The organism is Chryseobacterium sp. P1-3 (genome assembly GCF_000738495.1).
Lineage (GTDB): Bacteria > Bacteroidota > Bacteroidia > Flavobacteriales > Weeksellaceae > Chryseobacterium > Chryseobacterium gallinarum.
The window spans coordinates 79,545-103,031 of sequence record NZ_JPEQ01000010.1 but is presented as its reverse complement, the minus strand read 5'-3'; the positions used below and the strand labels follow the sequence as shown (position 1 = coordinate 103,031).

At 37.9% G+C, this 23,487-nt stretch carries 27 protein-coding genes; 7 read left to right on the top strand and 20 right to left on the bottom strand.

The window, feature by feature from the left end:
• Positions 1-144 precede the first annotated feature (144 nt).
• The 7 genes from HX13_RS14685 to HX13_RS14655 all read right to left on the bottom strand — a co-directional run bounded on the left by HX13_RS14685 (position 145) and on the right by HX13_RS14655 (position 6,133).
• Positions 145-654, bottom strand: coding sequence for a DUF6973 domain-containing protein (locus HX13_RS14685; protein ID WP_050021728.1), 510 nt, complete (start codon positions 652-654; stop codon positions 145-147).
• A gap of 54 nt (positions 655-708) precedes the next feature.
• Positions 709-1,563 (bottom strand): acetyl-CoA carboxylase, carboxyltransferase subunit beta, encoded by an 855-nt coding sequence (gene accD / locus HX13_RS14680; protein ID WP_047095043.1) that lies wholly within the window; start codon positions 1,561-1,563, stop codon positions 709-711.
• A gap of 88 nt (positions 1,564-1,651) precedes the next feature.
• Positions 1,652-2,722 (bottom strand): class II fructose-bisphosphate aldolase, encoded by a 1,071-nt coding sequence (gene fbaA, locus HX13_RS14675; RefSeq protein WP_050021727.1) that lies wholly within the window; start codon positions 2,720-2,722, stop codon positions 1,652-1,654.
• Positions 2,723-2,791: 69 nt separating this feature from the next.
• On the bottom strand, positions 2,792-3,658 hold the full coding sequence (locus HX13_RS14670; protein ID WP_050021726.1) for an NAD kinase: 867 nt from the start codon (positions 3,656-3,658) through the stop codon (positions 2,792-2,794).
• 2 nt (positions 3,659-3,660) lie between these two features.
• Positions 3,661-4,239: a CBS domain-containing protein gene (locus HX13_RS14665; protein WP_238555371.1), complete on the bottom strand. Its 579-nt coding sequence runs from the start codon at positions 4,237-4,239 to the stop codon at positions 3,661-3,663.
• A gap of 264 nt (positions 4,240-4,503) precedes the next feature.
• Positions 4,504-5,034 carry an RNA methyltransferase gene (locus HX13_RS14660; RefSeq protein WP_050021889.1) on the bottom strand — a complete coding sequence of 177 codons (531 nt, stop codon included), beginning with the start codon at positions 5,032-5,034 and terminating at the stop codon, positions 4,504-4,506.
• A gap of 199 nt (positions 5,035-5,233) precedes the next feature.
• Complete coding sequence (locus HX13_RS14655; protein WP_050021724.1) at positions 5,234-6,133, bottom strand: bestrophin family protein; 900 nt, start codon at positions 6,131-6,133, stop codon at positions 5,234-5,236.
• Between the two features lie 279 nt (positions 6,134-6,412).
• On the opposite strand from HX13_RS14655, the gene HX13_RS14650 reads away from it, so the two are divergent.
• Positions 6,413-7,468 carry a cupin-like domain-containing protein gene (locus tag HX13_RS14650; protein WP_316931327.1) on the top strand — a complete coding sequence of 352 codons (1,056 nt, stop codon included), beginning with the start codon at positions 6,413-6,415 and terminating at the stop codon, positions 7,466-7,468.
• Here HX13_RS14650 and HX13_RS14645 read toward each other — a convergent pair.
• On the bottom strand, positions 7,408-7,938 hold the full coding sequence (locus HX13_RS14645) for a GNAT family N-acetyltransferase (protein ID WP_050021723.1): 531 nt from the start codon (positions 7,936-7,938) through the stop codon (positions 7,408-7,410). The two genes, HX13_RS14650 and HX13_RS14645, sit on opposite strands and share 61 nt — an antisense overlap.
• Positions 7,939-8,053: 115 nt before the next feature.
• On the opposite strand from HX13_RS14645, the gene mutS reads away from it, so the two are divergent.
• A complete protein-coding gene (mutS, locus tag HX13_RS14640) occupies positions 8,054-10,645 on the top strand; it encodes a DNA mismatch repair protein MutS (protein WP_050021722.1) in 2,592 nt (863 codons plus the stop codon).
• Between the two features lie 33 nt (positions 10,646-10,678).
• On the opposite strand, the gene HX13_RS22590 is transcribed toward mutS, so the two are convergent.
• The 8 genes from HX13_RS22590 to HX13_RS14615 form a co-directional block, all read right to left on the bottom strand.
• Entirely contained in the window at positions 10,679-10,825 is a 147-nt protein-coding gene (locus HX13_RS22590; protein WP_157837453.1) for a hypothetical protein, read from the bottom strand.
• A gap of 46 nt (positions 10,826-10,871) precedes the next feature.
• On the bottom strand, positions 10,872-11,030 hold the full coding sequence (locus HX13_RS22585; RefSeq protein WP_156173244.1) for a hypothetical protein: 159 nt from the start codon (positions 11,028-11,030) through the stop codon (positions 10,872-10,874).
• Positions 11,031-11,157: 127 nt separating this feature from the next.
• The gene (locus tag HX13_RS22580) at positions 11,158-11,319 is read right to left on the bottom strand and encodes a hypothetical protein (protein ID WP_157837452.1); all 162 of its coding nucleotides are present in this window, start codon (positions 11,317-11,319) and stop codon (positions 11,158-11,160) included.
• A 46-nt stretch (positions 11,320-11,365) separates the two neighbouring features.
• Positions 11,366-11,527 (bottom strand): hypothetical protein, encoded by a 162-nt coding sequence (locus HX13_RS22575; protein ID WP_157837451.1) that lies wholly within the window; start codon positions 11,525-11,527, stop codon positions 11,366-11,368.
• A gap of 487 nt (positions 11,528-12,014) precedes the next feature.
• Positions 12,015-12,458: an energy transducer TonB gene (locus HX13_RS14630; protein WP_157837450.1), complete on the bottom strand. Its 444-nt coding sequence runs from the start codon at positions 12,456-12,458 to the stop codon at positions 12,015-12,017.
• Positions 12,459-12,580: 122 nt separating this feature from the next.
• Positions 12,581-13,366 carry a YARHG domain-containing protein gene (locus tag HX13_RS25645; protein ID WP_262483557.1) on the bottom strand — a complete coding sequence of 262 codons (786 nt, stop codon included), beginning with the start codon at positions 13,364-13,366 and terminating at the stop codon, positions 12,581-12,583.
• The gene (locus HX13_RS14620; protein ID WP_050021719.1) at positions 13,363-14,001 is read right to left on the bottom strand and encodes a DUF2306 domain-containing protein; all 639 of its coding nucleotides are present in this window, start codon (positions 13,999-14,001) and stop codon (positions 13,363-13,365) included. Before HX13_RS14620 ends, HX13_RS25645 begins: the two co-directional genes overlap by 4 nt.
• Before the next feature lie 52 nt (positions 14,002-14,053).
• On the bottom strand, positions 14,054-15,256 hold the full coding sequence (locus HX13_RS14615) for an NAD(P)/FAD-dependent oxidoreductase (protein WP_050021718.1): 1,203 nt from the start codon (positions 15,254-15,256) through the stop codon (positions 14,054-14,056).
• 114 nt (positions 15,257-15,370) lie between these two features.
• On the opposite strand from HX13_RS14615, the gene HX13_RS14610 reads away from it, so the two are divergent.
• The 5 genes from HX13_RS14610 (at position 15,371) to HX13_RS14590 (ending at position 20,340) form a co-directional block, all read left to right on the top strand.
• A complete protein-coding gene (locus HX13_RS14610; protein ID WP_050021888.1) occupies positions 15,371-15,865 on the top strand; it encodes an acyl-CoA thioesterase in 495 nt (164 codons plus the stop codon).
• Between the two features lie 107 nt (positions 15,866-15,972).
• Complete coding sequence (thiL, locus tag HX13_RS14605) at positions 15,973-17,037, top strand: thiamine-phosphate kinase (RefSeq protein WP_050021887.1); 1,065 nt, start codon at positions 15,973-15,975, stop codon at positions 17,035-17,037.
• Positions 17,038-17,128: 91 nt separating this feature from the next.
• Entirely contained in the window at positions 17,129-17,950 is an 822-nt protein-coding gene (locus tag HX13_RS14600; RefSeq protein ID WP_128572434.1) for a helix-turn-helix domain-containing protein, read from the top strand.
• Between the two features lie 166 nt (positions 17,951-18,116).
• Positions 18,117-19,430 carry a multidrug effflux MFS transporter gene (locus tag HX13_RS14595; RefSeq protein WP_128572433.1) on the top strand — a complete coding sequence of 438 codons (1,314 nt, stop codon included), beginning with the start codon at positions 18,117-18,119 and terminating at the stop codon, positions 19,428-19,430.
• 4 nt (positions 19,431-19,434) lie between these two features.
• Positions 19,435-20,340 carry a DUF6268 family outer membrane beta-barrel protein gene (locus HX13_RS14590; RefSeq protein ID WP_050021715.1) on the top strand — a complete coding sequence of 302 codons (906 nt, stop codon included), beginning with the start codon at positions 19,435-19,437 and terminating at the stop codon, positions 20,338-20,340.
• A 140-nt stretch (positions 20,341-20,480) separates the two neighbouring features.
• Here the strand turns inward: HX13_RS14590 and HX13_RS14585 are convergent, their stop codons facing one another.
• The 4 genes from HX13_RS14585 to HX13_RS14570 all read right to left on the bottom strand — a co-directional run bounded on the left by HX13_RS14585 (position 20,481) and on the right by HX13_RS14570 (position 23,338).
• Complete coding sequence (locus tag HX13_RS14585; protein ID WP_050021714.1) at positions 20,481-21,215, bottom strand: LytR/AlgR family response regulator transcription factor; 735 nt, start codon at positions 21,213-21,215, stop codon at positions 20,481-20,483.
• Entirely contained in the window at positions 21,205-22,266 is a 1,062-nt protein-coding gene (locus HX13_RS14580; RefSeq protein ID WP_050021713.1) for a sensor histidine kinase, read from the bottom strand. The genes HX13_RS14585 and HX13_RS14580 overlap by 11 nt, the downstream gene beginning before the upstream one ends.
• A gap of 80 nt (positions 22,267-22,346) precedes the next feature.
• A complete protein-coding gene (locus HX13_RS14575; protein ID WP_050021712.1) occupies positions 22,347-22,943 on the bottom strand; it encodes a porin family protein in 597 nt (198 codons plus the stop codon).
• A gap of 152 nt (positions 22,944-23,095) precedes the next feature.
• Complete coding sequence (locus tag HX13_RS14570; RefSeq protein WP_128572432.1) at positions 23,096-23,338, bottom strand: hypothetical protein; 243 nt, start codon at positions 23,336-23,338, stop codon at positions 23,096-23,098.
• Between the last annotated feature and the right edge of the window lie 149 nt (positions 23,339-23,487).

Below are 23,487 nucleotides of genomic sequence, written 5' to 3'. Positions count from 1 at the left end.
ACTTTAGTCCACTTAAGTAAGTTTAAAATAATGCAATATAAAAAGTTCACATAAGATAAAAATCAAAAATTTTTAAAAAGCTACTTTATAAAAAGTTAAGTGTTTAATTGTTTTGTGACTTTTGTAGTTGAAATAAGGAGGTATTTACTCTTCCAGGTAAACAAGATACCCTTCAAAATCATCATCAAGATTTTTCAGGACCTTGGCATCATCCATTTTTTTAATTAATCCGTCTACAAAGAAGCTTTTTTCAAAAAACTGGCGGTGGATGCCGGGAAGAAGTTCCATGAAATAATCCATTCCGATTTTGTTGTTGTGGAGATCCATTTTAGTCTCCAAAGGCTGGTTGGGAAACAGTTCTTCGTGCATATCGGTTATTCTTTTACAGAAATCCAGCGCTTTTTCAGGAGAAGAGATTTTGCAGCAATACATCATGATAAAACAGCACCAGAGTGCATGCCTGAATGCATTTCCTATCCCGTTATTGGAAGCTGTTTCCGGAAATCTTTTCTGGGCAATGGTGAATGCTTTAATAGTAGCGTAAAAACTTAATATGGAAAAAAGAGGGTGGGGGAGAACAAGAGATAAAAGACGTATAATCTTTTTAAAACTCATACTCCGGATAGTATTGAAAAATATCTTAAAAGTCCTCATAAATAAAAATCTCTCCCCAATTAGAGAGAGATTGTATTGTTTTTGTTACAGAAACTAGGCTTTTACAGCTAATAAATTAACCGTTTTAGCAACAGTGTCCTGAATTTCAGTTCTTTTTACGATGAAATCTACAAATCCTTTTTCCTGTAGGAATTCTGATGTCTGGAATCCTTCAGGTAAATCTCTTCCGATGGTTTCGCGGATTACTCTTGGTCCTGCGAACCCGATCAGTGCTCCCGGCTCGGCCATAATAATGTCAGCAGTCATTGCGAAAGAAGCTGTAATTCCTCCAAAAGTGGGGTCGCAAAGGTAAGCAATGTATAAAAGTCCTGCTTCAGAAAGCTGAGCTAACTTAGCCTGAACTTTTGCCAGCTGCATCAAAGAGTACGTGGCTTCCTGCATTCTTGCTCCTCCGGACTGACAGATAATCATATACGGAAGTTTGTGCTTAATACAGTAATCTACAGCTCTTCGGATCTTTTCACCCATTACAGAGCCTAACGAACCTCCGATAAAAGCAAAATCCATACAAGAAACTACCATTTCAGTTCCTTTTACAGTACCTACAGCATTTCTGATAGAATCAGTAAGCTTGGTTTTGGCTTTTACTTCTTTTAAGCGGTCTTTATACGGTTTTGTATCTTTAAAGTTCAAGATATCAATACTTTCAACATTGGCATCCAGTTCGGTAAATTTACCACCGTCAAAAAGGATGTCAAAAAATTCCGCACTTCCTATTCTTACATGAAACCCGTCTTCAGGAGAAACGTAATTGTTCCTCTTTAGTTCATCATGCTCCACAACTTTTCCTGATGGAGTCTGGTGCCATAAGCCCTTGGGAACGTCCTTTTTTTCATCAGTAGAGGTGGTAATGTTTTTTGCTTTTCTTTTAAACCAGTCGAATGCCATTTTTGTTTGTATTAATGTATAAATGTAAAATGTATTAATGTAAATGCATTCTTATAAATACTTTTACATTAATACAAATGTACAGTTCTTATTTTAAAGTATTTATGTTATTTAAATCTTCAAATGCTTGTACCAATCTTGTAGAGAAAGTTTCCTCGCCTTTTCTTACCCAAACTCTTGGATCATAGAATTTTTTGTTAGGTTTTTCTTCTCCTTCAGGGTTTCCGATCTGAGATCTCAGATAGTCGATGTTATTGATCATATAATCTCTTACTCCTTCAGTATATGCGAATTGAAGATCGGTATCAATATTCATTTTGATCACTCCATAATCGATTGCTTCTCTGATCTCTTCCAACGTGGAGCCGGATCCTCCGTGGAATACGAAATTGATTGGCTTGGCAGCAGTTCCGAATTTCTCCTGAACATATTTCTGAGAGTTGTCAAGGATTTTCGGTGTAAGAACCACATTTCCTGGCTTATAAACTCCGTGTACGTTACCGAATGCAGCCGCAATGGTAAAGTTATCAGAAATAGCTTTTAATTTTTCATAAGTATATGCTACGTCTTCAGGCTGGGTATATAATTTAGAGTTATCAACATCTGAGTTGTCAACACCGTCTTCTTCTCCTCCTGTTACTCCGATTTCCACTTCAAGGGTCATCTGAAGTTTGGCCATTCTTTCAAAATATTGAGCGGAGATCTCAAGGTTTTCTTCTAAAGGTTCTTCAGAAAGATCCAGCATATGAGAAGAGTAAAGAGACTTTCCGGTTTGCTTGAAGAATTCTTCGTTAGCATCCATTAATCCGTCAATCCAAGGCAATAATTTCTTTGCACAGTGATCTGTGTGTAAAATAACAGTTGCTCCGTAAGCTTCAGCAAGAGTGTGAATATGTTTTGCCCCTGCAATAGCGCCTAAGATGGCAGCCTTTTGTCCGTCATTGCTTAATCCTTTTCCTGCATTGAAGGCAGCCCCTCCATTTGAAAACTGAATAATTACAGGAGAGTTTAATTTCGCTGCAGTTTCCATCGTAGCGTTTACGTTGCTTGATCCAATTACGTTTACTGCAGGTAGTGCAAATTTGTTTTCTTTAGCATACTGAAAAATATCAGTAACTAACTGACCTGTGGCAACTCCTGCCGGAAAAATTCTGCTCATGTTTTACTTTTTATATAAATTTATTAGGTGTTTTAATTTCGTGTAAAGGTAATCATTTTTAAGCAATCATTAATTTCTTTTATCTCTTCCCCAAAGCAGCTTCTGGCGGATAGTTTCATAGAAGCTTAAATTATTAGGCTGTACCAGAAGTAGCTGGAAATCTGCCTTTTTAATGATGATCTCCTTGTCCGTTTCAATATGGATCAGTCTGGAATCCAGGGAAAGGGAATACTGGGGAACCCGGCTTTCCACCCGGAATTTTATTTCCACTTTATCATTCACAACCAAAGGCCTCACGTTCAGATTATGAGGAGCAATAGGAGTGATGACAAAATTTTCGTTATTGGGCGATATAATCGGCCCTCCGCAGCTCAAAGAATAAGCCGTAGAACCGGTAGGTGTAGAAATGATGACTCCGTCTCCCCAAAAAACATTTAAAAATTCATCGTTGATATAAGAATCTACAGTAATCATTGAGGTAGTTTCTTTCCGGGAAACCGTTACATCATTGAGTGCATAAGGGAAAAATCCATCAAGCCCCGGAGAGACTACTTCAATCACCGAACGGCGGCTGGTTTTTACATCACCTTTTAAAATGGAATCCAGTTCTTTAAAAGCTTCTTCTTTAGTAAAAAAGGCTAAAAAACCTAATCTTCCGGTATTGACTCCCACTACAGGAATTTCAAGATCTTCAATAAATGTCAAAGAATTTACAATTGTCCCGTCACCACCAAACGTGAAGAAAAGGTCCACTTCTTTATCAAGCAGGTCTTGCTTGCAATTGAAGGTTTCAAATATTTTGGAAAACTGAAGAGCTTCAGCCATTTCATCAAACAGAACAGATTTTACACCCCTGCTTTCAAGCTCAGAGATAAACTTGCTTAAATATAAAAAAGTATCAAGATCTTTTTTCTGAGAATATATAGCTGCCTTCATTGTTATATTTCTATAAATTTTTGGAGAAAACCAAATCGGTCTTTAAATAAATCGGTTTTCTCGTCAGAATAGTATTTCTCAACAATTCTGTAATCATACCGGTCGAAAGTGGCGTCTATTGAGGCCAGGTTTTCATTGCTGATCTTTATGGTCACATGAATGACCTCATCAGACATAAAGCTTATAAAACCTCCATAAAATTTCGAATTATTGCTCTCTACAATATTGGCTATTTCCGTCATTGAATATTTCCGCGCAGGAGCTTCTATGGTAAGAATGGCTCCTGATTCTGAAAACAGGGGATACCGGGAAAGGTCCTGAAAAATATCTTCACAGGTAATGTAGCCTAAATATTTTTCATTCTTGTTGATTACCGGGATCACATTGGAACTGAAGGTGTAAAACAAACGGATGCTATCCATAATATTGCTGTCCTCCAGAATGGCAAACCGCTCAATTTGATGCTCAAGATCCTTCAATGTTCCTCCATCTTCTTCATAAAGAAAATCCTGGGCAATAGCTCCATAAAAGTGATGGGATTTTTTGATGAAAATATGGGAATATCCAAAATCTTCTAACATATTCCTGGCCGACTCAATGGAATCGGACAAGCTAAAACAAGGGAAGTCTTTTGAGATATAATCCTTAATAAACATTGTGCTAATTTATAAAAAATTAAACGAAACTTTTTCTGAAAACATCATTTTTTTTTAAGCAGAAATAAAAAAACAGGCCTCAAAATTTGTTTGTAAAGAAAAAAAAAGTACCTTTGTCGCCTTTCATTTTTACTTTTTATTAGATTTATTTCAAACTGCACTGTCTGCTAATGACATATGCAGTTTTTTTTATTTCAGGGCCTTTGCAAATTCCCACATGACGATTCCCCCGCATACGCTCACATTGAGAGAATGCTTTGTCCCCAGCTGTGGAATTTCCAGAAAAACATCAATATTGGGCAACACTTCATCACTGATTCCCTCTACTTCATTCCCTAAAACCAGCGCATATTTTTTTGATTGATCAATGGTAAAATCAGTGATCATTATGCTGTTGGTAGTCTGCTCAATTCCGATGATTTCATATCCTTTGCTTTTCAGATCTGCAATGGCAGTGTTGGTGTCTTGTTCATGTGCCCAGTCTACACTTTCAGTAGCTCCCAGGGCTGCTTTATGGATTTCACGATGCGGAGGCTGCGGAGTAATCCCGCAAAGGATTATTTTTTCAATTAAAAAGGCATCTGCCGTTCTGAAAGCAGCTCCTACATTGTGCATGCTTCTGATATTATCAAGAATGATAACCAGCGGAATTTTTTCAACTTTCTTAAAGGTTTCTACATCGATTCTGTTAAGTTCTTCCAGTTTTAATTTATGTACCAATTCTATTATTTTGATGAGATTAATTTTCCGTCTTTGCAGACCTCTGCTTTTCAATGTTCTGTTTTTACACAAAAATTATTGTGTTATCCTTTCTTTGGTGTTAAGGTTGTTTTTTATAAGAGATTAAATAGTAAAATTTATTGCAACCTGAAAAGTGTTTAGGCCTATTTTACTTCAAAAATAATAAATTACTTATACTTTACGGAAGAATATCCGGTTTTATTTTTTTTATCATAATCTGATGTACGTTTTTTTCAATATTTTGTGCCAGTGTTTCCATAGGAATATCATTTTCATCATTGTTGAAAGGGTCTTCAATTTCTTCGGCAATAAGTTCAAGGCTCATCAACACATAGTACACAAAAACAGTAAGGGGGATCATGAACAATCCGATAGTAATTACGTAGGCAATCGGAAGCGCAAAGACATACAGGATAATAAACTTCTTGATAAACGAAGAATAAGAATACGGAATCGGGGTGTTTTTAATTCTTTCATATCCGCCGCAAACATCCAGGAAGCCTGAAAGTTGGGTGTCCAGGTAAAGCATTTCAATGTCTGATATTTTTCCTTCTTTTTTTAACAGGTTCAGTTTATGGGATAAAAGGATGACCATTTCACTTGGGCCGTGGTTTTTTAAAGTTTTTTCAATCTCGGAATAGTCTTCATCCAATGCCAGTCGGGTAGACTCCTTCGAAAGATGTTTGGCTAAAAAATGCGGAAAAAACTTCAGATATCTGGAGATTTGTTCTGCATCCTGCCGGTTGTCTCCAAGTATAGTATTGATTTTTATTGCAAAATTCCTGGTATCATTGACGAGCTTTCCCCAAAGTTTTCTGCCTTCCCACCACCTGTCATAAGCGGTATTGGTCCTGAAAACCAGAAGTAAAGAAAGCACGAAGCCCAATAAAGAATGGATCATTCCTACATTGCTAACTCCGGATTTAGAGGTGAGATGAAGGTATTCCACCTCTAAATACTGAATGCCCCAGGAGTATAATCCTACCAGAATCATACTTGGAAACAAAATTTTCAAAGTATCACTTTTATGTAAGCTAAAAAGGATTTTAATAAAATGCTTGGTATTGTAAACTCTCATACATTGGCTTAGTCTTACAAATATAAATTTTTCAGAATAAAGTAAGGAAGTCCGAAGCTGGAAAAGGGAAGTCATTGAAGCCAAAGGAGTGGTTTAAGTTTTTATAAAATATTTTATATGATGCATAGAGGTTTGCGGGCAAATAGTAATTCTATCCTCCCTATCTCTTCAGCTTCCAACCCTTTCATCTTAATTTTCTCAATTTTCAAAAAAACACTATTTTTATTTCGCATAAAATACCCAAACCAATGATCCTTCAAAACGTAGATGTAGTAAACGATATTAGTAAAGAAGATTTTCAGAAAAATTATTTCAAAAAGCAAAAGCCGCTTCTCATCAAAAAATTTTGCCAGCCGTTGGGAGGCATTTGACAAATGGAATCTTGCCTATATTCGTGAGAAAGCAGGAGATCAGGAAGTTCCTTTGTATGACAATAAACCGGCAGACGCCTCCAAAAGCTCGGATGCTCCGGTAACCCATATGAAAATGAAGGATTATATTGATACGATAAAAGCTAAGCCGTCTGATTTACGTATTTTCTTTTATATTATTACAGACAGACTTCCGGAGCTGTTGAAAAATTTTACTTATCCGGATCTGGGGATGAAATTTTTCAAAAGGCTTCCAACTTTGTTTTTTGGAGGCAGTGAGGCCCATGTCCTGATGCATTATGATGTGGATCTGGGAGATTTTATGCATATCCACTTTGAGGGTAAAAAAAGGATCCTGTTATTTGATCAGAAACAATCTGCTTTCTTATATAAGGTACCCTTATCCGTTCATACCATCTATGAGCTGGATTACGAAAACCCTGATTATGAAAAATTTCCGGCATTGAAATATGCCCGGGGATATGAAATCTTTATGGAACACGGAGATGCTTTGTTTATTCCCGGGGCATTCTGGCATTTCAACAGGTATCTGGAACCCGGCTTCTCTCTCTCTCTGAGAGCTCTTCCAAATAAACCGGCTGTTTTTGCCAATATGCTGTATCATGTTTTTGTGATGAGATATACGGATAAACTGATGCGTAAGCTGTTTAAAGCCAGATGGGTGGATTATAAACAAAAATGGGCCTATAAAAAAAAGTTCAGAGGCTTTGGAGAAACATCTGGGGAAAGAGAAAACTTAATAAGAAAGGTGGATGTCGGAAGATGCAGGTCGCTACTTTCCGGGAGGGAGAATTTAAATCCTCCATTACTATTTTATAGAATGATGCATAGAAATTCACAGACTAAAAGGAACTTTCAGCTTCATTCTTCCAGCTCCCAGCCCTATTTATTTACCAATCCGAAGATGGTGGCATCTACGAATTTTCCCTTTTCAAAAAAGTAGTCTTTTAAAGTTCCTTCTTTACTGAAGTTTAAAGAAGTGAGGAGCTTTTCTGAAGAAATATTGGCAGGGTCAATGAAGGCGTCCACACGATGTAGGCCCATGCTTTCGAAACCAAATGTTAAAATGGGAAGAATAGCTTCTTTCATATAAGATTGCCTCCAGAACAGGGGATTAAGCTCGTAGCCGATTTCGGCACGGGAATGCTCACGGTACCAGTTGTGATATCCGCAGGTTCCGATAACTTTTTTTTCAGACTTTAGTTCTAGTGCCCACCGGAATCCTTTCCCTTTCTCAAATTCACTGTTAAAATGCTGAATGATCCGTTGCGCATCTTCTAATGTTTTGAAAGTCTCAAGATCATAATATTCCATCACCTCATCCTGGGAAAAATATTCAAAAAGGTCTTCCGTATCATGGATAGTAAGTTGGCGGAGAAAGAGTCTTTCGGTTTCTAAAACGGGAAATTCCATAGATCTGGTATTTTATGGTGAAAATACAACTAATTCCTGATAAGGAAAAGTTTATTGAAAGATTAACTGGGCAACCCTGAATTTATTTTTTTAAATTTGGGGCTCATTTTTTACTATGGCAAAATCGAAGAAGGAAACCCCGTTAATGACACAGTACAATACCATCAAGGCAAAATACCCTGATGCACTTTTACTTTTCAGAGTAGGGGACTTTTATGAAACTTTTGGGCAGGATGCCGTAAAAACATCCCAGATCCTGGGGATTGTTCTAACTAAAAGAAATAACGGGGAAGGGAGCGTAGAGCTGGCAGGATTTCCCCATCATTCAATAGACTCATATCTGCCGAAGCTGGTAAGAGCCGGGATGAGGGTCGCTATCTGTGATCAGCTGGAAGACCCGAAAATGGTAAAAGGAATCGTAAAAAGAGGAGTAACGGAATTGGTTACTCCCGGAGTAACGTTCAATGATCAGGTACTGAATTCAAAAAAGAACAATTTTTTACTTTCTTTACACAAGGAAAAGGAAAAATATGGAATTGCGCTGGTAGATATCTCTACGGGGGAGTTTTTAATTAGTGAAGGTACCCTGGAGAAATTATTGCACATTGTCAATACTTTTGATCCCAGTGAGATTATTTTCCAGAGAAGCATGCCAATGCCCGAGCAGCTTAAAAATAAAAATGCCTTTAAGCTGGAAGACTGGGCTTTTCAGTATAACTTCGCTTATGAAAAACTAACCAATCACTTCAAAACCAATTCTTTAAAAGGCTTCGGTGTAGAAGGGCTTTCATTAGCCATTACCGCTGCAGGGGCTATTTTTGCCTATCTTGTGGAAGATACCCACCACAACCTGCTTTCCCATATTACCAGACTTCAGATTATTCCCCAGGAAGATTACCTGATGATGGATAATTTCACATTGAGGAATCTGGAGATCGTTTATCCAAGTAATCCACAGGGAAAATCATTGCTGGATATCATTGATAAAACATGCACTCCAATGGGAGGAAGGTTATTGAGAAGAAGGATTATCCTGCCTTTGAAATCGGTGGATGAAATTGGAAGAAGACTTTCTCTGATCGACTTTTTAAACGAAAATGACGCACTGAAGTATGAAATTGTACAATTGCTGAAGTCTATTTCCGATCTGGACCGGCTGATGGGCAAACTGGCTGCAGAAAAAATTTCGCCTAAAGAACTCGGTTACCTGCGGCAGAGCTTGATCAATATTCATAAAATCAAAGCCCTGTTACATTCCCATGCAGATGTGCTGGCCTGGCTGGAGCCGTTGTTTGATATGGAAGAACTGATTAGGTTCTTGCAGAGCCACCTGAATGAAGAACTTCCGGTGAATATTGCCAAAGGAAATATCATTAAAGAAGGGGTTTCCGAAGAGCTGGACAGGCTGAGAAACCTTCAAAGTAAAGGACGCGGATTCCTGGATGAAATGTGCCAGCGAGAGATTGAAAGAACAGGGATTTCCAGTCTTAAAATTGATTTTAATAACGTTTTCGGATATTACATTGAAGTTAGGAATACCCATAAAGATAAAGTACCGGCAGATTGGGTAAGAAAGCAGACCCTGGTAAATGCCGAGCGTTACATTACCGAAGAGCTTAAAGAATATGAAAGCCAGATTCTGGGAGCTGAAGAAAAAATAGGAGTGTTGGAAAACGAACTGTACAGGAATCTATGTGCGGAGACAATGGTTTATATTGATCAGATCCAGGGGAATTCCAATATCATTGCCCAGCTCGATGTGGCGGCCGGGTTATCTGAACTGGCAGTATCTGAAAGTTATACCAGACCTGTATTAAATGACGGTTTTGCAATTGATTTAAAAGAAGCAAGGCATCCGATTATTGAGAATGCACTTCCTTTGGGGGAAAAATATATCCCGAATGATATTTTCCTGGATAAGGACTCTCAGCAGATCATAATGGTTACAGGACCCAATATGGCGGGTAAATCTGCAATTTTACGCCAGACCGCCATTGTATGCCTGTTGGCACAGATAGGAAGTTTTGTGCCGGCAAAATATGCTGAAATCGGCATACTGGATAAAATTTTTACCAGAGTGGGGGCTACCGATAATATTTCTGCAGGAGAATCTACTTTCATGGTAGAAATGAATGAAGCAGCCAATATTTTGAATAACATTTCAGAACGAAGCCTCATTCTGCTTGATGAAATCGGCCGTGGAACCTCCACGTATGACGGAGTATCCATTGCCTGGGCGATTGCAGAATACCTTCATCAGCATCCAACCCAGGCTAAAACCTTATTTGCTACCCACTATCATGAATTGAATGAAATGACAGTGAATTTTGAAAGAGTTAAGAACTTCCATGTATCTATCCAGGAAAATAAGGGTAATATCATTTTTCTGAGAAAACTCGTTCCCGGGGGAAGTGAGCATAGCTTTGGTATTCATGTGGCAAAGTTGGCCGGAATGCCTGCAAAAGTAGTAAATCGTGCCAATGAGATCCTCAAAACCCTGGAGGCAAGCAGAAGCCAGGATGGAAAAGGGTCCTCAGAAAGTATTAAAAGAGTGACTGAAGAAAATATGCAGCTCTCCTTCTTCCAGCTGGATGATCCCGTACTGGAAAACATCCGTGAAGAGCTGACCAAAATAGATATTAATACGCTGACCCCTATTGAAGCTTTAATGAAGCTGAATGCAATAAAAAAAATGATTGGAGGCTGATCCAATCATTTTTTTTATTATAAACTTGTAAAGTTAGCAGCAGAACTCATCCTGAATTCCCGGAATACCTGATCGTTCCTGTCCTGTCCGGCGGTCAGTACAGCTTATCACGATGTGGCAGATAGGTCCAGCTCCTTTGATTTCTTTCAATGCCTTTTTAGAAAGCTTTGTTTTTTGCATGTTTGATGTTTTCATAATAATTATAATTGGGTTGTTATATTTTCGGTTAACAGCAATATCCGTCATTGCCCCTCGGACCTATGATTAGAAAATGACTGACCCCTCTCAGTTTGCATAACCCTTCTGCACATGCAGCAGCGCCTCCGTTAATCTCTTTCAGCTCACTTTTTGTGAGTTTTGTTTTTTGAATGCTGAACTTTTTCATAATAATTTAATTGATTTAGATTGTGAATATTGGTATTGTCGCATCGGAAACAGATACATCCTGTTTCTGCGAATAGTAACTAATGAAAACGACCGGTAGTTTGCCTGGTTTTGTTGTATAAATGGTTTTAACAACAAGGACCATCCTGAATGCCGGGAACCCCTATGAGCTCTTCACCTGAATTGCGGTCAAAACAGCTAAATACAACCGGACATTCCGGCCCGGCGCCCTTAATCTTTTTAAGCTCTTTTTTGGTAAGTTTTTTTGTTTGAATGTTTGATGTTTTCATAGTCGTCTGATTTTGTAGATTGTGTTATTTTAAAAAGAGGTGATTATTAACAGCAGTTTCCATGTCTGTCTATGAGACCCGCTACAGGCTCATCAGAACCGGGCATAAAACAAAGTCCCTCCACACATATTTCCGGACGCTGTCCTCCGATGATATTCTTTAATGCTTTTGTAGGCAATTTATTTTTCTTAAAATTCAATTTTTTCATGATAAATTTAGTTTGATTCAATACGAATATACAAAATCGTTCAAATAATTCCATTGATTGTGAGAAAATTAACATTTTATTATAAATGATTGTATTTGTCAATATAATGTTTGCAGAGCCTGTGGCGGTGGTTCCCGTTTGGTCTTAATTATACAAATCCAAGAGCTAGCCGGTGATTACAATTAATCCCAATAATCCTTACAGCCTGAAGATAGTTACCAGCAGATTGGCTAAGGCAAAGCGAAAAGGATTTTACATTTCCTTACCTGGTGATTGAAGGACAGAAATTTATCCGCAGTATGGTACTACAAAAACACCGAAACAATTATGACAATCCGGATGAGGTATCCGAACATTACGGTCAGGGCGCCGGAATGTTAGTTAAAAGCCTGAATGAACCATGTCAAGGTTCAAAATCTTGACATGGTTTCAATAACGAAAATTTTGATTTTTGAGACGCTTCTTACAATAAATGAGCTAGACTAAGTTATTTTCCTGTTGTAAAAATTAAAGGTTGTCTTGCTTTAACCCTTATTTTAGTTCCGTTTTGTTCTCCGGGGATCCATTGGGTCTTTATTTTTTTAAGTGCTCTTATAAACTCATCCTGAATGATCTCATTATCAGTTGATTCTATTTTGATATTAGACATGCTGCCGTCCTTTTCTATAATAAAGATGGCTGTTGCGGATGCCTCCTTAATGCCGGAATTATGTAATACCCGGGAACGGAAATTACGTACAAATTCCTTTTTGAAAGCGGCCATACCACCTGGGAATTGCGGTCCGTTATTTCCTGATCCGGATTTAGGATTGGATGCTGGGGGTTGTTTAGTATGCTGGTTTATAGTAGAGGCTTGTTGTTGAGCTTTCACCGAAAACGTAATCAGCAACAGCATTCCTATCATCATGTATTTGTTTATATTACCTTCCAAAACTATCATATTTATCTTCCGCATATTTCGTGAAACGATTTAACAGTGCTACATTTTCTTTTTCCAAAGGAGATAGCTCCTGATCTACATTGTTGGAAACCGGAATATACCAATCAGTCTGTTCAAAGAAATTTCTGTAGGTCTCTTTTTTTAAAAGAGTAGCCGTGTCTTGCAAAGACAGAGTTTTTGATGATTTCAAGATCAAGTTTTCTTAAATTTTTAAGGTCCTTTTCCGTCAGTTTCTGTTTAGAAGCATTAAGCTTAAAAACAGCATCAGAAGCCACTCTGTTTTTAGAAGTCGTATAGCTTTCCGTTTTTCCGGTTTCGTCATCGGTATATTTTTCTACAAACTCCTTTGGATTGGTCCAGTCTACCAGATTTGAATCTTTATCAAGCATAAAGTTGGGATTATATACAAACTCCTTTTTAAGGAGTTTCAGTGTTTTTACCGGAGCTTTTACGGCTGCTTTATTGAAGGCACTCCATCTCCCAGTCAAGCTGTCACCGGTCAGTTTTACCTCAAATCTGCCATCCGTTTTATCATTTCCCGGTTCATCAAGTACAAATGATTTTGATGCTTCATTAAAAACTCCTCTGAAAGGGCGCTGATTGCCATTAACGATACTTTGCCCATAAACACTGTCCTTCGTGATTCTGTTGATTTTTAATGAAATTTTCTTATATACGTCCACATCATATGGGGTGTCGTCAATTTCGTCAACTGTTGTTACCATACCATTAAAATCACCGGTATAAATACCATAATACTCTTTATGGATTTCAGGAATAACAACCGAATCTTTTTTTGCAATTGAAGAATCTTTTCCGGAATTGTTGTTTTTGGTGTCTTTTTTACAGCCTGTTAAAGAAATGGCTAACACTAGCAAAGTATAATGTAAGGTTTTCATATCTGTTTTTTTGTGATTAAATATTCAATTAAAAATATATTCGGAATCCAGCCCAGCCATGCAATAACCTGATAGACATCCATTGGGTTTGGATGCAATAAATATACGATAATAACCTTCCACATCCGAAGGGTAATGGCGGATAAGGTAAAGGCAAAGCTTCGCCACATCCACTGCCTGTGTTCTTTAAATCTTTTCTGCCGGGCAAGCTTATAAGATTTACAGGTTGAAAACCACCATAAAATACCCAGTATGATAAATGAGATTTTCGATAACAGGCCTCCGTTTGCAAATATCCCCATATAAATTCCTGAAGGTGCTGCGAAGATCAGAATGAGGAAAATATACATCTTTCCTATATTCTTGTGAAAATTTTTTATTCCAAAATCTTTCCTGAGAATAGCCAGAAAACCGGAAAGAAGAACAAAAATACTCGTATAAACATGGGTATAGAAGAAACTGAGATATTCCGGTCTTTTGGTAACTTCGGTTTGTTTGATCATCAGAAAACTGACTTCAGAATTAAAAGGAATATACTCCAGCGTAATCCTGAACATCAGCCAAAAGAAATAAGTAAACCCAATGATTAAAAGGGCTTTTACAAAAAGAATAATATTTTTTCTGGCCAAAAGCATATCTATCAATTAAAGCCGGCAATAACAGGTGTTTAAGGGGAGCATTTATTTACTATAAAGTATTTAAGTCCTGTGCAATGAGCCATCCTTCACTCCAGCATGCCTGGAAATTGAAGCCCCCTGTTACGGCATCTATATTCAAAACTTCGCCTGCAATATAAAAATTAGGGAGTAATTTTGAAGACATGTTTTTAAAGTTAATTTCTTTTAAATCAACACCTCCGGCTGTTACAAACTCATCTTTGAATGTAGATTTTCCGGTGACCCGGAATTTCTTTCTGCAAAGATTTTCCAGGATTTTCTGCATTTCTTTTCCTGAAACATTGGCCATTTGTTTGTTGAGGTCAACCTTTGAAATCTCCAATATTTTCTGCCAGAAGCGGTTCGTTAGTTCAAAAATTTTCGATTGGCCGATGCTTTTTTTAGGATTATTTTGTTTAAAATGGAGAAAGCTTTCCTCAGCATCATCCATTGATATTGAAATGAAATTAACTTCAATTTCAAAATTATATTTAAGCTTAGCAAGGTTTATGGCTTCCCAGGCAGAGATTTTCAAAACAGCCGGTCCGGAAAGTCCCCAGTGTGTTATCAAAAGTGGCCCGCTTTCTTCTGTTTTTAATTCGGGAATTGAAATGCCTGCATTTTCAAAGCTTGTCCCCGGCAGATCTTTTAACAATTCATCTTTAATATTAAAGGTAAACAGGGAAGGAACCAGATCAATAATCTTATGACCCAGGCTTTCAATAATTTTCAATGACTTTGGTGAGCTTCCGGTAGTATACACAATATAATCTGCTTCGAAATCTCCGGAATTGGTTTTTACCAGGTACTTTTCATCCTGTTTTTCAATCTCTTTTACCGTACATTTTGTCTTTACCGTTACATTCTTCTTTTGGGTTTCATTCAGAAATGTATTGATGATGGTTTGTGAAGAATTACTTTCAGGGAATGTTCTGTTATCATTTTCAATTTTAAGAGGAACATTACGCTGGTCAAACCATTCCATAGTATCTCCCGGCTGGAATCTGGTGAAGACACTTAATAATTCTTTATTCCCGCGGGGATAAAACTGAACTAGCTCTCTTGGATCAAAGCAGGCATGGGTGACATTACAACGTCCGCCTCCGGAAATTTTCACTTTCTGAAGGACATCTGAGTTCTGCTCTAAAATGGTAATAGTATATTTCTTTTCGTCAAGGTTGGATGCACAGAAAAAGCCTGCAGCCCCACCTCCGATAATTATGATCTGTTTCATGTATATGTAATCCTATGCTGAAGATTATTTTTCCAAAAGTACAATTTTTATAAACCATCTTATTTGAGTATTTTTGAAGATTATAATTTTAATGAACCCAAAAACGATTTCAGTATGATTTTCTACCATAAATTTGAAGTGCGTTGGAGCGACCTTGATGCCAACAAGCACTTAGCAAACTCGTCCTATGTACAATATTGTGCACAGGCCAGAATGGCTTTCATGACTAAAGAAAAAATGGGAGTTACACAGTTAAGCAGATGGGGAATAGGACCTGTTATCCTTCATGAAAGGTATTCTTTTTTCAAAGAAATTTATGCAGATCAGACGGTAATCGTGAGTGTGGAAATTGACGGCTGTTCCGAAGACTCTTCGATTTACCGTTTCGTACACAAGTTCTATACACCGGACGGAGTACATTGTGCCACTTCAGAAGCAACAGGAGTATGGATTGATATGATGCTGAGAAAAATGACAACTCCACCGGATGATGTAGTGGAAGCGATGAATAAATATAAAAGCGCGGAGACAGTGGTGCTGAGCAAAGAAGACTTCAAAAAACTTCCTTTCCACCCTCATAACATTGACCCGGCAGAAATAAATATATAGTATATAAACGATAAATGATTATTTGATTAATGGTACACAAGTGAAAAATTTTGTATGCATGAAAAATCAGACGTCATTTATCAATGATCACTTATAAACAGAAATTTATGTTTGAAGATAAATCACAGGAGCTGACGCCCATTTCAAAACTAGGAGAATTCGGCCTTATCAAGCATTTGACTGAGCACTTTCCACTATCCAACGAATCTTCGGAGCTTGGAGTAGGAGATGATGCTGCGGTTATTAATCCTGAAAATAAAAGAGTGGTTCTTACCACAGATGTTCTGGCAGAAGGAGTTCACTTTAATTTGGGGTATGTCCCGTTAAAACACTTAGGATATAAGGCAGTGGTGGTAAACCTTAGTGATATTGCCGCCATGAATGCTACGCCTGCTCAGATCCTGGTTTCCTTAGCCGTTTCAAACCGTTTTCCGGTGGAAGCTCTGGAAGAGATTTACGCCGGAATTCAGGCTGCTTGCACAAGATACAAAGTAGACCTTATCGGAGGAGATACTACGAGTTCCAATTCCGGATTGGTGATGAGCATTACAGCTATTGGAATCGAGAATGAGAATAATATTGTAAAAAGAAGCGGAGCAAAACCGAATGATCTTCTTGTCGTAACAGGAGATTTAGGTGGCGCATACATGGGATTACAGATTTTGGAAAGAGAGCATGCCGTATTCTTAGCCGACCCAAATATGCAGCCCGAAATGGAAGGCTATGACTATATCCTGGAAAGACAATTAAAACCTGAAGCAAGAACAGATGTTAAAAAGATTTTAGAAGAACTGGATATCAAGCCGACTTCTATGATTGATATTTCGGACGGACTGGCTTCCGAAATTCTTCATCTCTCTGATCAGTCTAAAGTAGGATTCAGACTGTATGAAGAGAAAGTTCCGATGGATAGCCTTACGATTTCTACTGCGGATGAAATGAATTTAAATCCGGTAATGGCTGCTTTAAGCGGAGGAGAAGATTATGAGCTGCTGTTTACGATCGCTCCTGGTGACTTTGATAAAATTAAAAATCATCCGGATTTTACCATTATCGGACATGCGGTAGAAAAAGAAGATGGGAATTTCATGGTTGCCAGAGGTTCCAATCAGCTTGTCGCTCTTACGGCTCAGGGGTGGGATGCTTTTCTGGGAAACCAGCAAAACGGATAAAATTATATTTAATTTTTGAATATTGTAGAAAACCGCAGCACTTTTTTTGCTGTGGTTTTTGTTTATTGCTAACTCTCTTAAAAATGCATTGATGATAGTACCAGAAAAAGAAATCCCGGTTCACCACCTTACTTCTGAAGAATTTCAGATGAGCACCTTAGTGGCAGCAGGCCCGGAGAATTTTCACGACGTTCACCGGCACAATTTCTTTGAGATTATCTGGTTCCGGAAAGTGCATGAAAGAAGCTGTCTTGAGCTGGATTTTGAAAGCCATAAGCTTCAGGACAATCAAATCTGCATCATTGCACCGGGGCAGGCATTCAATATGAAAATAGAAGGTGAAGACGGATATGCCATGGCTATAAGCAGGGAGATTTTTACAGAAGTTTGTGATATAGACCGGGTGCTCACAGGAGGAGTGTTGCCCTTTTTTTTACATCCTGAAAATATAAAAACCTGCAGTACGATCCTGTTATTGATTGAGCAGGAATATAAAGCCACGTCAAGGACTGAGCTTTTAAAGGCATATCTGAAAGCGTTCTGCATTATTATCGGAGAACAAATTAACCCTCAGGAGCCTTTACTGAATGACCGTCAACGTATTCAGGAGCTGGTGGGGCTGATTGAAAAACACTATATCGTGCACAAGGAAACAAATTTCTATGCTGAAAAATTAAAGCTAAGTACTCATCATCTTAACGATATTGTGCGTCTTTTGAGAGGGACATCGGTAAAAAAGATGATTAACCAGCGGCTTATCCTGGAGGCTAAAAGGGAACTCAGCTTTGGTGCCCTTACTGTAAAAGAGATTGCTTTCAAACTTGGTTTTAACGATGCTTCATATTTTTCAAGATTTTTCAAAAAACATACCGGGCAAAACCCCGACTCTTTTAAGAATAATGAAAAAAGGTGATCTTCAATATTTACAATCAGGATGGGTTTAAATTAACGTATTTTATTTGTTTTTGTATTTAAATCCTCAATTTGTCCTATACTTCCTTCAGTTCTTTTATTGTAAGCTTTTGCTTTTTTAGTCAATTTTGCCGACTTAAAATCGCCTGTGAAGGCTTACATTATTTATGAAGAAGTTAAATATAGTGGTGTTTATTTTAGCACTGCTGAACACGTTGGAATCATTAAGTATAGATCTTTATCTTCCTGCTTTTCCAAGCATGGCCGAAATTTTTAAAACCGATATCGGGCATATTCAGATATCCATTTCGGTTTTCTTTGCCGGATTCGCTTTGGGGCAATTATTGTGGGGGCCTTTATCAGATAAAAAAGGGCGTAAACCTATGTTATACTGTGGTCTTTTACTTTTTATTGCAGGAGCAACGGCAATTTATTTTACATCAGATATTTATGTTTTATGGGCAATGCGTTTTCTGCAGGCCTTTGGAGGAAGCGCCGGGATTGTTATCGGGAGGGCTATCATTATTGACCTTTATGACAAGCAGAAGTCAGTCACTATTTTTTCACAACAGTCCCAGATCAGTGGTATTGCTCCTATTGTAGCACCATTACTGGGGAGTGTATTCCTTAAATTCTGGGGATGGAACAGTTCATTTGCCTTTTTATGTATTATGGGGCTGATCACCTTTTTTATGGTCTACAAATATGTCCCGGAGACCAATATCAGAATCAGCCAGCCTGATGTACACAGGAATGAAATAGGATTAAAAGATCAATTGAAGATGATCCTCTCAAACCGGGATTTTATCAACAGTACAATGGTGGGAAGTATTGCTTTTGCCTCCCTGATCATCTATATTTCTAATGCTCCCTTCTTATTTATGGAACTTCATGGGTTCTCAAGTGGAGTTTTCAGTTTTATATTTGCTTTTAATTCGTTAGCATTGATAACGGCAGCTTATATTACTCCAAAACTGATTAAGAGGATTAGTAATTCAAACCTTTTATTTATCGCAACAATCGCTCTTTTGGTAGTTTGTGCCCTGCATATTCTGATTGCTGCTGAACATCTTTCTGTAGCCTTGGAAATAGCGGTGTTGTATTTGTCATTACTGGCAATTGGTATTCTATTTCCTATCACCTCCGCTCATGCTTTATCTCCTTTTAAAGAAGGGCGTGGCACTGCAGCGGCATTATTGGGATTTACACAGTTAATTGTTACCTTTTTGATGTCCGGACTGTTAGGCTTATTGGAAGCTAATTCAATCATTCCGATGGTCGTGACACGTACGGGAATGGCTGTGATTGCAGTTTGGTTTGGATATCAGATTTTTAAAAGTCAAAAAGTGGCTACCGGGTCGAAAGTCGTTTTTGAAGGATTTTTAATCCTGCTAATTATTCCTGTTGTCATATCATCCGGGCACTTAATCAAGTATTTTTTGCAGAAAACAGGTAAAGGTTTCTCTTTGCATCAAATTTAAAATTATGAAGAGAAGCCTTATGACAGCTTTGTGCTGTCTGTTGCCATTAGGATATTGGGTCAATGCACAATCCGGAATATCTGCTGAGCTGAAAACGGAGTATATCCCGGGTTCCAACTACATCCGTCCTGAAGACAGTGTAAAAACAAACTCTAAAAGCGATTTTAAAAGAGTAGATCTTAACCTGAGTATTCCTTTATCGGTAAAGAAAGATAGTAACGGGAAAGTAAAAGCATGGTCAATGCTGCTTAGTGGTTCCTATGCAAGGATGACGCACAGAAATTATGAAACCCAGCTGTTTCCCAATGAAATGCTGAATGCCCAGGTCGGCATACAGCATGTCCGGCCTTTAGGTAAAAAGTGGAGCATGATGATGACAGCCTCTGTAGGGGTATATACCGATATGGAAAAGATCAATTTTGACGATGTACTGGGGCAGGGAGGAATTTTGTTTATCAGGCATTTCAGTCCTAATCTTGCATTGGGAGGAGGCCCGGTCCTCACTACAGCATTTGGGGTTCCCATGATTTTGCCCTGGATTTATTTCGATTGGAAAACAAACGGAAAAATTAAATTTAACATCAATTTTCCTGAAGGAATGGAAGCCGGATATCAATTCACGGATAAGTTTGCCTTAAAGGCTGTTGTAAACCTCAACGGGATGTCGGTAGAAAGAAATAAAGACGGTAAATCTATGTTATTAGGATATCAACAGATTATAGCTGGTTTAAGGCCAGAAATACAACTTAGTGATCGGTTAAGCCTCCGGCTTACGGGAGGAACTACTTTAATACGGAGCTTTAGTGAGAACGACCGGAAAATCAAGAGTATTTTCAGGGATAAGAAAATGGACGACCCTCGTTTTTCCACTACATTTTATGCAGCTGTAGCACTGCGTTGGAATTTATAAGGCTGAAAACTGGAAGAAGGGAGCCGCGAAGTTTCTTCCAGTTATAATTATTGAACGCTGGCAAAACGATTATTTTTACTCAAAGAAGATAAATAGTATTGTTTAAAAACTCCATAACTTCCCTCTTCCCGCCTCCCTTCTTACTTACTGATCAGCTTCTTATACACCACCTGATTGAGCAGTTCCTCTTTCCGGGTTCGGGAAATAGGAAGCTCTGTTTTGTTGATAAATAATCGCCCTCCTGAAATCATATCAATATGGGTGATGTTGATTAAAAATGACTTGTGAATTCTGAAGAAATGTTCGGAAGGTAAGGATTCTTCAATCGCTTTCATAGTCTGATGGATGATCAGGGATTTATCTTTAAAATGAAGTTTCGTATAATTCTGCATGCTTTCTATGTATAAAATGTCCACCCAGGAAACCTTGACAAAGGTATCGGATTGTCTTACATACAGAAAAGGATCATCCAAAGGCGTATTTTTCCTCAGCTTTTCATTGATAATAAACTGTTGCTGGGCTTTATTTACTGCCTGATAAAAACGATTGAAAGCAATAGGCTTTAAAAGATAATCTGCAACCTGAAGGCGAAAGCCTTCCAATGCATATTCAGAATAAGCAGTTGTCAGAATACAAAGGGGAGGGTTTTCAAGTTGTTCTAAAAATTCCAGACCGCTCAGATAAGGCATATTGATGTCCAGAAAAAGAAGGTCTATTTCGTTTTCTTTTACTTTGGCGTCTGCTTCCAACGCAGTGGCACAAGTCCCCTCTACAGATAAGAATTCTACCTGATCAGCAAGTTCTTTCAGGTGAAATCTAGCCAGGGGTTCATCATCGATGATCAGACATTTCATTTTGGGGATATTACTGCTCATTTTCTTCAGACAGTTTTAAGAGTAAAGTTACTTTATATACCAGATTATCAGATTCAATTTTAAGGTCATAAGAATCAGGATATTGTAATTTCAGACGTTTTTTTACATTTTGAAGACCAATTCCTCCGATGCCGTCTTTCTTTTTGTGAACAGCGATTTCCGAGTAAGGATTTTCAACATAAAAGTAGAGATTGTTATTTTCTTCTTTACAAAATATTTTAACATAACCGGTTTGGCCGGGAAGCCTGCAAACATATTTAAAAGCGTTTTCAATAAAAGGGACCAACAATAAGGGAACAATATCGGCTTTTTTATTATGGATTTCCCAGGAGGTCTTTACATGAAGCTCATTCCCCCATCTTAGCTTTTCCACTTCTACCAAATTTTGAAGGTATTCAATTTCTTTATCTAAAGGGACCATAGGCTGGTTACAATGATAGAGTTGATATCTTAGGATGTCTGAGAATTTCATCAGCAAAAAATCGGCAAGTTGAGTATCTGTTTTCATCAGGATATGAATATGATTCATAATGTTGAAAACCAGATGAGGATTAATCTGATCCTGCAGTAACTTAAGCTGATTTTCCAGGTGAGCCTGCTGAAGAAGGATATGATCTCTTTCTATCCTTCCATGTTCTTTGTAAAATTTAATTCCGCAGGCAGACCCGTTAATCAGAAGTGAGGCAGGTAAAGACATGTAAAATCCTTGCCACAAATAGGGGAGATGATCCCATATATTTTCCGGAAGCTCTTCTTTTGGAGCAGCTTCAAGATAGGTGAAAATAACAGAGAATACCAGACTCAACAGGAAAATGACTATAATTGCCTGAATGAGAAACTGTCTCATTTTTTTTGCCTGTAAAGCTTTGGGTAGCAGTTTATTGGTTAAAAAATGAGTAAAAGTAAAAGAGCAAAACCCAATAATAGAAGCCTGTATCATAGCCAGATATTTTTCTGTAGAGGTTTGAAAATTACACCATAAGACAATGGTAAAAACAAACCAGAACAGAAAGGTAAAAATATGCTCTTTTAAAACAAAAGATTTGGTCATGGGGAGAAACTTGAGTAAATTCATAAAAAAATAGAAACTGTACAGGGACAGTTTCTAATGGTAAAGATAATTTAAGTTTTTTAGAATAGGAAATAGCCAATCCCTAGACTGAAACTGTGCGGTTTGGATTTAAAATCTTTACTGATATTTGACAACCCGGTTTCATACCGCAGATCCACTGTGAAATTCTTATAATCTACTCCCACACCTCCTGTAATTCCGATGTTTGATTTATCAAATTTTATAAACCCTTCCTGGATCGCATGTGAAGTGGATATTTTATTATTAAATGCGTAACTGTAAACTCCGCCGGCAAAAACCCTTACGTTAAATTCGTCGGCTTTTACTACTTTGTATCCTATTACTACAGGAATATCAATAGCATTCCAGGTGAGCTTGGCTGAACTTCCGTCCTTGATATCGTAAGAGGTCTTTCTTTTGTTGAATAAGGCTTCTCCTTGTACATACAGCCTGCCAATATCCATTCTGGTCATTACGCCCGCCTGATAGCCGAAGCCGTATTTCCCTTCCAATAAAGAAGATTCCGTTGAGGTTTTGGTAAAACTGGTTCCGCCCTTTACCCCGATATGAAAAGCGGGAGTCTGCTGAGCTTGAATATCTACCGAACAAGTAATGCATAGTAATAAGGCACTTAATGACAGAAAATGTTGTTTCATAAACTGATAATTGTTAAAAATTTGATGCAAAACAACGGATCAGAAAAGGGAGATGAAATTTTATTTGATGAAAGGTAAGAATACGTTGACAAAACTCTGTTTCCGGCTGAAAATAAAAATCGGAAGTTGTAATAACTTCCGATAAATAAATATTAATAAGGTTCTTCTACACAAATGGTTGGTGGTATACAGGTGTTACCGCCACCACCGGGATTGCCTCCTCCTCCAACAGCAATGCATTGTCCCGGGCTTCCATCATCGTACATCTCACAAGCTTTTCCCCAGGCGCACTGGCAGTCACTTTGGCAATTATAGGAATCTCCTCCCATGTGACAATTATCTCCTATTCCGTTTCCATGAATGGTTTGTAACTCTTGTCTGGTTAGTTTTTTCATTTTTCTCATAGTAATCTGATGTTAAAAAATTAATAGTTTTGCTTGTATATCATTGTAAATATAATAAAAAAACCAGTTCATTATATTTTTAATCATCTGGATCTTAGAGTGATATGTTTTTGAATTAAAAAAGTGTAAACGCTCTAAGT